The organism is Phreatobacter sp. (assembly GCF_030691135.1).
Classification (GTDB): Bacteria; Pseudomonadota; Alphaproteobacteria; order Rhizobiales; family Phreatobacteraceae; genus Phreatobacter.
In genome coordinates this window covers 1-8,541 of the sequence record NZ_JAUYFA010000023.1, presented here as the reverse complement: position 1 = coordinate 8,541, position 8,541 = coordinate 1, and the positions used below count along the sequence as shown (strand labels likewise).

The following is an 8,541-nucleotide window of genomic DNA, read 5'->3' as shown; positions in this document are numbered from 1 at the left end:
TGGTTGATTGCCGCCGCAATCTCATGCAGTGACGAACGCCTTCAACCCGTTGGCCGCCTGGGCCACCCGGGCGAGATCCGACGCTCCTCCAGAGAACGGGGCAACGCCGCAAATGCTCTATTTGACGCCTTACATTATGGTGGCGGCGATGAAGCGGCTTGACGTGCCGACGACCTAACAGACATCGGCTTTTGGGCCCCAATCAGACATTGGGGACGTCCGCTTTGCGCCCCCATCTCGGTCGCTGCACTGACCTAAGCCAAATCCCGAAAGCCGACATCTGCATAAGCGGGGGACGCGGCAAGTTTGCGCTGGGTGAAGACACTCAGTCTTCGTGGTCCAAAAGGAGACATTAGTCACCAATCGGTTCCGCCAACAGTCTGTAGCCCACGCCCGGCTCGGTGATGATGAAGCGGGGATTGGCGGCGTCGTCGCCGATCTTGTCGCGGATATGGCCGATGGCGATGCGCAGATAATGCGTGTCCTGCAGGTGCGCCGGACCCCACACCACGCCTAGCAGCTGATGGTGCCCGACGAGCCGGCCTGCATGGCGGGCGAGCAGCGCCAGCACATCGAATTCCTTGCGGGTCAGCCTGATGGGGGCACCATCGACAGTGACGGTGCGAGAGGCGAGATTGAGGGCCAGGCCGCCCAGGCTGATCTCGACCTTGTCGGCTCCCTCCAGCGGACGCTTGCGCAGCAAGGCGCGCAAGCGCGCCATCAACTCGCCCGTGGCGAAAGGCTTGGTCACATAGTCATCGGCGCCAGCATCGAGTGCTGCGATCTTCTCCGCTTCGCCGTCCCGAACCGAGAGGATCAGGATCGGCGTCTGTGACCATTCGCGAATGGCAGCAATGACCGACTTGCCGTCCATGTCCGGCAAGCCGAGATCGAGAACGATCGCATCAGGAACAGCCGTCGCGGCAAGCTCCACGCCCTGCCGGCCACGTTCGGCTTCAAGCACATCGAAGCCGCCGCTGCCGAGCGCGATCTTGAGGAAACGCCGGATAGGAGCCTCGTCGTCTATGACAAGAATGCGCGGGAGCTGCGTCATGTCTTGTCCTCAAGCACGTTGAGCACAAGGGCAAGCGGCAACCTGAGATGGATCGCTGCACCGGACGAGCCCTCGACAGGTTCCGCGCGCACAGTCCCGCCATGGGCCTCTACCAGACCTTTGACGATGGCGAGCCCCATGCCGGTCCCCGCTGGCGCGCCATCTCCCTGCACGGCGCGATGGAACAGATCGAAGACGGCTTCGCGGTCAGATGGAGCGATGCCGGGTCCCTGGTCGATGACAGCAATCTCCGCGTCGTCACCTACGCGCCAGGCATGAACCGTGATGGCTGTGCCTGCTGGCGCATACTTCGCGGCATTCTCCATGAGGTTGGCGAGCGCCTGTCCGATCAGAACAGGATCGACATCGAGCAGCGGCAGGTCCTTCGGGACATCGACCTGGACGTGGTGGTTCGCAAGTGTCCGCACCAGATCGCTGCGGACACTGCCTATGATTTCGCGTAGGTCGATGGCCGCGCGCTTCGGCTTCACCGCGCCATGGCCCAGCTTAGTCATGTCCAGCAGGTTCTGGACATAGCGATCAAGCCGGCGGGCCTCGTCGAGCACGCTGGCGATCAGGTCCCCCCGCGTCGCGTCATCGAGCGCAGCGTGACTATCGGCCAGGGTCGAGGCTGCGCCGATGACGGTGACCAGCGGCGTGCGCAGGTCATGGCTGACCGAGTTGAGCAAGGCGGACCGCAGTCTGTCGCTCTCCGCCGCCACCTGCGCGCCGGCCAGGTCCGCGCTCAGCCGGTTGCGCTCGATGGCGACTGCCACCTGATCCTCTACTGCCAGCAAGAGGCGGCGCGTCTCGGGATCGTTGGCGCGTGAGGCATCCTTGAACTTGACGCCAATCACCCCGAAAGGCCGCCCTGCGGTCGCGAGTGGCACGAACAGCCACTCGCTGTTCGGCAGTGTCCCGGTTCCAAGGCCTGCAGCTTCCGCCTTATCGAAGGCCCAGCGTGCAGCGCCCTCGGCGCGTGGATCAAGATCCTCGACGATTGCAGGCCAGCCCTGCACCTGCTCAAGCCCGCCCCCTGCATTCGGCGTCATGATCAGCACATGGGCATCCAGCGTTTTGGCCATGTGCGCTGCGGCCGCCCAGAGAACGTCGTCAGATTTTGTCGCAGCGGCGATCTTCCGGGCGAAGCCGTAGAGCGTTTCCGTCCGGGCCTGAGAGGCGCGCATCGTCTCGACCTGAGCCTTCAGGCGGCTGGCGAGCGTGCCGGTGAACACGGCCCCGAGCAGGAACACGGTAAGCGAGACAATGTCCGAGGATTTGTTCACCGTCAGCGTGAGATAGGGCTCGGTGTAGAAGAAGTTGTAGCTCAAAAAGCCGAGTACGCTGGCCAGCAGAGATGACGTGAGCCCATACCGGTAGGCCACGACCATCACACCGAGCAGGTAGAGAACCGTGATGGCGCCGGACGGTATCGCATCGACCTGCGTGATCGGCCACGCCAGCAAGCTCATGATGGCGGTAGCAACCAGGGCTGCGGACGGTCCACGCCAATCGTTCGGGATGAGCGAGCGCCCAAGCAGCGCCTTGCGCCGCTCGATGCGCGCATGGGGTGTCACGACCGTGATCTCGAAGTCCGTCGCCAGATCGAGCAGCCGCTCCGAGACCGGTTCGCGGATCAGGCTGATCAGCCGCTGCATCATGGCCCCGCGCCAGCGCGGACGGCCGATGACAAGACGGGTAACGTTCCGCTCGCGGGCGTAGCGCAGAAGTTCTCTCGCCGCGTCGGTCTCCACCCTGAGCGTCACGGTCTCCGCGCCAAGCGTTTCGGCGAGCCGCATCGCCTCGAACGTTCCGGCGCGCGCTTCGGGGGCCAGCGCTTCGTGGCGCGGAGTCAGCACTGTCGCCACGATCCACGGAATGCGCGCTCGCTCGGCCATTCGTTTGCCGGTCCGGATCAGTGCCTTGGCGACGGGCGCCTCGTTGATGCAGACCAGCAGGCGCTCCTGCGTCGGCCAGATACCGGTCGCCGCGCTGGCTTTCCTGATCCCGAGCATTTCCGCATCGACCCGGCCGGCGGCGGCACGAAGGGCCATCTCGCGCAGCGCCGTGAGCTTGCCCCTGGTGAAGAAATTCTCCAGCGCCCGGCCTGCCTGCTGGCCCTGGTAGACCTTGCCGTCCTTCAGGCGCTGGATCAGGTCCTCGGGAGGCAGGTCGATCAGTTCGATCTGGTCTGCCTTCGCCAACACCTCGTCCGGCAATGTCTCGTGAACGCGCACGCCGGTGATCTGGGCAATGGCGTCGTTCAGGCTCTCGATGTGCTGGATGTTGAGCGTGGTGATAACGTCGATGCCGCTGCCAAGCACCTCCATCACATCCTGCCAGCGCTTGGGATGACGGGAGCCGGGCGCGTTCGTGTGCGCGAACTCGTCGATGAGCGCGAGCGCGGGCTTGCGCGCCAGCAGCGCATCAAGATCCATTTCGTCGAGCCGCTGCCCACGATACTCGATCGTCTTGCGCGGCAGCAGCTCCAGTCCTTCGAGAAGCGCCGCCGTATCGGCCCGGCCATGGGTCTCGATCAACGCGACGGTGAGGTCGGTGCCCGCTTTTTGGCGGACCCGCGCATCCTCCAGCATGGCGAAGGTCTTGCCGACGCCGGGCGAGGCTCCGAGGAAGATCTTCAGCCGACCTCGGCGCTTGGAGCCGCTCTCCTCGGCGCGTGCGGCGTCGAGGAAGCTTTCAGGGTTCGGGCGCTGCTCGGTTTCGGCTGCCATCAGATCAGTTTACGGCCTCAACGCATCGAGCGCGAGGTTAAGGGCCAGCACATTCACGCGGTTCTCGCCGAGGATGCCGAGGTCGCGGCCCTCGACCTGCCGCTCGACCAGTGCACGCAGTTGCGCTTCGGTAAGATTCCTCGCCCGCGCGACGCGTCCGACCTGCGCCAGCGCGCCAACTGGCGAGATGTGAGGATCAAGGCCTGAGGCCGACACTGTGACAAGGTCGGCAGGCTGCGCGCCGGGACCCAGAGCCTTTGCGCGTGCCTCGACGCTATCGAGCAACGCCTTGCTGGAAGGTCCGAGATTGGAGCCGGTGGACGAGGCCGCATTGTAGGGCGCGTCGATGGTCTTGGTTACGTCTGCAGGGTCAGTAGTACTGGTCGCCGACGGGCGACCATGGAAGTAACGCTCGGAGGCAAAGTTCTGGCCGATCAGGCTTGAGCCGGCGATGACGCCGCCGCGCGTGATCAGCGAGCCGTTGGCCTGAGCTGGCATCAGCATTTGGCCAATGCCGGTCATCGCAAGCGGGTAGATGAGGCCGGTCAGCAGCGTGAAGAACAGCGTGAGCAGGAGGGCTGGACGAAGATGGACCATGGGTGATCTCCTCAGGCAAGGCCAAGCGCATTGACGGCGACATCGATCGCCTTGATGCCGATGAAGGGAACGATCAGCCCACCCAGGCCATAGACCAACAGGTTGCGGGTCAGCAGTGCGGAGGCGGATGACGGCGTGTAAGCGACGCCCTTCAGCGCGATCGGTATCAGCGCGACGATGACCAGCGCGTTGAAGATGATCGCCGACAGGATGGCGCTTTGCGGCGAGGCCAGCCCCATCACGTTGAGCAGCCCCAAGCCTGGATAGGCGGCGACGAACAGCGCTGGCAGGATGGCGAAGTATTTCGCCACATCATTGGCGATGGAGAAGGTGGTCAGCGCCCCGCGCGAGATCAGCAACTGCTTGCCGACCATGACGATCTCGATGAGCTTGGTGGGGTCGCTGTCGAGGTCGATCAGATTGCCCGCCTCCTTGGCGGCTGGCGTGCCGGAGTTCATCGCGACGCCGACATCGGCCTGGGCCAGCGCCGGCGCATCGTTCGATCCATCGCCGCACATGGCGACAAGCTTGCCCTCCGCCTGCTCCTTGCGGATGAGAGCAAGCTTCGCCTCGGGCGTGGCTTCCGCAAGGAAGTCGTCGACTCCCGCTTCAGCGGCGATAGCGGCAGCGGTTAGCGGGTTGTCGCCTGTGATCATGACGGTGCGGATGCCCATCTTGCGCAGTTCCGCGAAGCGCTCGCGGATATGCGGCTTGACGATGTCCTTGAGGTAGATGACGCCAAGGATCCGAGCCCCGCGTGCCACGACCAGAGGGGTGCCGCCAGCATTGGCGATGGTTTTCACCGCGGCGGCGAGTTCTGCCGTCGCAGACTGCCCCAGATGCTTCAGGACGGAGTCAGACGCGCCCTTGCGGATGCTGTCACCGCCCGGCAAGTCGACGCCGGACATGCGCGTTTGTGCCGTGAACGGCACAAAGGTTCCGATATCGGCAACTGGGTTGAAACCGTGCAACTTGCTGCCGAGTTCAACGATCGAGCGTCCTTCCGCCGTCTCGTCGGCCAGCGAGGACAGCCAAGCTGCCTCGGCCACCTCGCGGTCACTCGCGCCACCGACGGGCACGAAGGCCGCAGCCATCCGGTTCCCGAAGGTGATGGTGCCGGTCTTGTCGAGCAACAGCACGTCGATGTCGCCGGCCGCCTCCACGGCGCGGCCCGACTTGGCGATGACGTTCGCCTTCACCAGCCGGTCCATCCCGGCGATGCCGATGGCCGAGAGCAACCCGCCGATCGTGGTCGGGATCAGCGTCACGAACAGTGCAGCCAGATAAATCACGGGCAGGCTTGTGCCGGACCAGCTTGCGAAGAAGGGCAGCGTCACCACGACCAGCAGGAAGACAAGCGTCAGGCCTGCCAAGAGGATGTTGAGCGCGATCTCGTTCGGCGTCTTCTGGCGCTTGGCGCCCTCGACCATAGCGATCATGCGATCAAGGAAGGTGTCGCCCTGCCGTGCCGTGACGCGCACCACAAGCCAGTCTGAGACGATGGTCGTGCCGCCAGTGACCGAGGATCGGTCGCCGCCGGCCTCGCGGATGACGGGCGCGGATTCCCCCGTGATGGCACTTTCGTTGACCGACGCCACGCCTGAGATGATTTCGCCGTCGGCAGGGATCAGATCGCCTGCCTTGACGAGGATGACCGCGCCCGGCTCCAGCAACTCCACATCCTGCATCTCGAACAGTTCGTGGTCGGGCGGGTTCAGCAGCAGCCGCGACTTGCCGCTGGATTTGGTGGCCCGAAAAGCGTCGGCGCGCGCCTTGCCGCGCCCCTCGGCGACCGCTTCGGCGAAGTTGGCGAACAGTACGGTGAACCAGAGCCAGATCGTAATCTGCAGCCCGATCCAGAAGGTCGGCCCGCCGGCTAGCCCCTCGCGGATGGTCAGGATCGTCGCTAGAACCGAAACGAGCGCCGTCGCGAACATCACCGGGTTGCGGGCAAGGCTCCGGGGATCAAGCTTGACGAAGGACTGGACGAGCGCTGGGCGGATAATGTCGGGGGCGAAGAGGCCGACATCAGGTGAAGCTTGCTTGGTCATCGGGGTGCCTTTCAGAAGCTCGTGCCGCGCAGCATCGAGACATGCTCGGCGATGGGGCCGAGCGCGAGCACGGGCAGGAAGGTGAGAGCGCCGACGATCAGGATCGTCACGATCAGCAGCACGACGAAGACCGGCCCATGGGTCGGGAACGTGCCCGCGGTCGCCGCCGCCGGGGTCTTGGCCGCGAGTGAGCCGGCGATGGCGAGGATCGGCAGGATGTAGCCGAACCGCCCCAGGATCATGGCAAGCCCGAGGAAGGTGTTGTGCCAGGGCGTGTTGGCGTTGAAGCCCGCGAAGGCCGAGCCGTTGTTGCCCGTCGCCGAGGTGTAGGCGTAGATCAGTTCCGACAGTCCGTGCGGACCCGCATCCTGCACGCTTGACTGGGCGTTGCCTGTGGCGATGGCGAGGGCGGCGAGCACGAGGATGCCGACCGGCATGATCAGAAGCGTCAGCGCCGCGAGCTTGATCTCGCGCGCCTCGATCTTCTTGCCGAGATATTCAGGCGTGCGCCCGACCATCAGCCCGGCCAGGAACACGGTCAGGATCACGAAGAGCAGCATGCCGGTGAGGCCAACGCCGACCCCGCCATAGACGATCTCGCCAAGCTGGATGTTGAGCATGGCGACCAGCCCGCCCAGCGGGGTCAGGCTGTCATGCATAGCGTTGACCGAGCCGTTGGACGCCGCCGTCGTGGCCACCGCCCAGAGCGCGGAGCCCAGGATGCCGAAGCGAACCTCTTTGCCCTCCATGTTGCCGGCTGACGGATCGGCGAAACCTGTATGCAAGGGATTGCCAGAACGTTCAGCGGCATAAAGGGCCACGAAGGCCGTGACGATCAGGATCGCCATCGCTGCGAACAGCGCATAGCCCTGGCGGCGATCACCGACGAGGCGGCCATAGCTCAAAACCAGCGCCGCCGGGATCGCAAGGATCGCGCTCATCTGCAGGAAGTTGGTGAAGGCGTTCGGGTTCTCGAACGGGTGCGCGCCGTTGACGTTAAAGAAGCCGCCACCATTGGTGCCGAGCATCTTGATGGCGACCTGGCTGGCGATGGGCCCCAAAGCGAGCGTCTGTTTCGCGCCTTCCAGTGTCGTCGCCTCAACCGAGGCGGAAAGCGTCTGCGGCATTCCCAGCGCCAGCAGAACCAGCGCAAAAAGGACCGATAGCGGCAGGAGCACGTAGAGCACGATGCGCACCAGATCCTGCCAGAAATTGCCGATCGTGGTCGCCTGACGCGCTGCAAAACCACGGGCGACCGCTGCTGCGACAGCGATACCGGAGGCGGCGGAGAGGAAGTTCTGTGTGGTCAGGCCAACCATCTGGCTGAAATGCGACAGCGTCGTCTCGCCGCCATAGCTCTGCCAGTTGGTGTTGGTGACGAAGGATACCGCTGTATTGAAAGCGAGATGCCAGGTCAGCCCATCAAAGCCCTGCGGGTTCAGAGGCAGCCGGTTCTGGAGGAACAGGATGGCGAAAAGCAACGCGAAACCCACCGCGTTGAAGATCAGCAAGGAGGCTGCATAGGCGCCCCAGCGCTGGGGTCCACTGGCACCGGATGCGCCAAGGATGGCGCGCTCCATGGGCGCCAGAAATGCGATCTCGCCCGTGATGACCCGCGCGATATAGGCGCCGAGCGGCACGGCCACCGCCAGAAGAACGAGGGCATAAAGCCCCGCCTGAAGAAGATCGGCCTGCACGGCGCCCCTCCCTCAGAACCGCTCGGGCGCAAGCAGCGCCGCGACCAGGTAGACGAACAGCCCCGCTGCGAGGGTGAGGCCAAGGGCGATGTCGAGGGTAAGACCAAGCGGCATGGGCAGCCATCCTTCATGAGATGGCTTTCAGCTACGCGGCCTCGGCGTAAAGGCGCGATGGCGAATTCAGGGGAAAGGCGTAAAGCGCGCGTAAAGCGGGTACTATCGATAGCCCGGCTGTCAGGCGGATGCCTGTCGTCAGATGTCGCCTATGCAGGCGCACTGCGGACGTCTACCAACGCTCGCGCTTGTCGACCTGGCTGGCCCGCTTATATTCGGGTCAACGCGTCCATAAGGCGTCGGACTTGCGTTGCTTGCCAGACCCCACGACCTGTGGCGGTGGGAATACCCCGGTC

General features: G+C 64.5%; 6 protein-coding genes. All 6 read right to left on the bottom strand.

From position 1 onward, the window contains the following. Positions 1–352: 352 nt before the first annotated feature. From Q8O26_RS03455 to kdpF, 6 genes are read right to left on the bottom strand one after another with little or no spacing between them, the layout of a single operon-like run. Positions 353–1,054, bottom strand: coding sequence for a response regulator (locus Q8O26_RS03455; RefSeq protein ID WP_305573507.1), 702 nt, complete (start codon positions 1,052–1,054; stop codon positions 353–355). Then, positions 1,051–3,786 (bottom strand): sensor histidine kinase KdpD, encoded by a 2,736-nt coding sequence (locus Q8O26_RS03450; RefSeq protein ID WP_305573505.1) that lies wholly within the window; start codon positions 3,784–3,786, stop codon positions 1,051–1,053. The genes Q8O26_RS03455 and Q8O26_RS03450 overlap by 4 nt, the downstream gene beginning before the upstream one ends. A gap of 9 nt (positions 3,787–3,795) precedes the next feature. After that, entirely contained in the window at positions 3,796–4,383 is a 588-nt protein-coding gene (gene kdpC / locus Q8O26_RS03445; RefSeq protein ID WP_305573503.1) for a potassium-transporting ATPase subunit KdpC, read from the bottom strand. Between the two features lie 11 nt (positions 4,384–4,394). Further along, positions 4,395–6,434 (bottom strand): potassium-transporting ATPase subunit KdpB, encoded by a 2,040-nt coding sequence (kdpB, locus tag Q8O26_RS03440; RefSeq protein WP_305573502.1) that lies wholly within the window; start codon positions 6,432–6,434, stop codon positions 4,395–4,397. Positions 6,435–6,445: 11 nt separating this feature from the next. Beyond that, positions 6,446–8,131, bottom strand: coding sequence for a potassium-transporting ATPase subunit KdpA (kdpA, locus tag Q8O26_RS03435; protein ID WP_305573500.1), 1,686 nt, complete (start codon positions 8,129–8,131; stop codon positions 6,446–6,448). Between the two features lie 12 nt (positions 8,132–8,143). Further along, the gene (gene kdpF, locus Q8O26_RS03430) at positions 8,144–8,245 is read right to left on the bottom strand and encodes a K(+)-transporting ATPase subunit F (RefSeq protein WP_305573498.1); all 102 of its coding nucleotides are present in this window, start codon (positions 8,243–8,245) and stop codon (positions 8,144–8,146) included. Positions 8,246–8,541 lie beyond the last annotated feature (296 nt).

Bases quoted from the DNA above. Each gene is read 5' to 3' on its own strand.
- kdpF (WP_305573498.1), bottom strand. From the start codon at position 8,245: ATGCCGCTTGGTCTTACCCTCGACATCGCCCTTGGCCTCACCCTCGCA.
- kdpC (WP_305573503.1), bottom strand. From the start codon at position 4,383: ATGGTCCATCTTCGTCCAGCCCTCCTGCTCACGCTGTTCTTCACGCTG.
- Q8O26_RS03450 (WP_305573505.1), bottom strand. From the start codon at position 3,786: ATGGCAGCCGAAACCGAGCAGCGCCCGAACCCTGAAAGCTTCCTCGAC.
- kdpB (WP_305573502.1), bottom strand. From the start codon at position 6,434: ATGACCAAGCAAGCTTCACCTGATGTCGGCCTCTTCGCCCCCGACATT.
- Q8O26_RS03455 (WP_305573507.1), bottom strand. From the start codon at position 1,054: ATGACGCAGCTCCCGCGCATTCTTGTCATAGACGACGAGGCTCCTATC.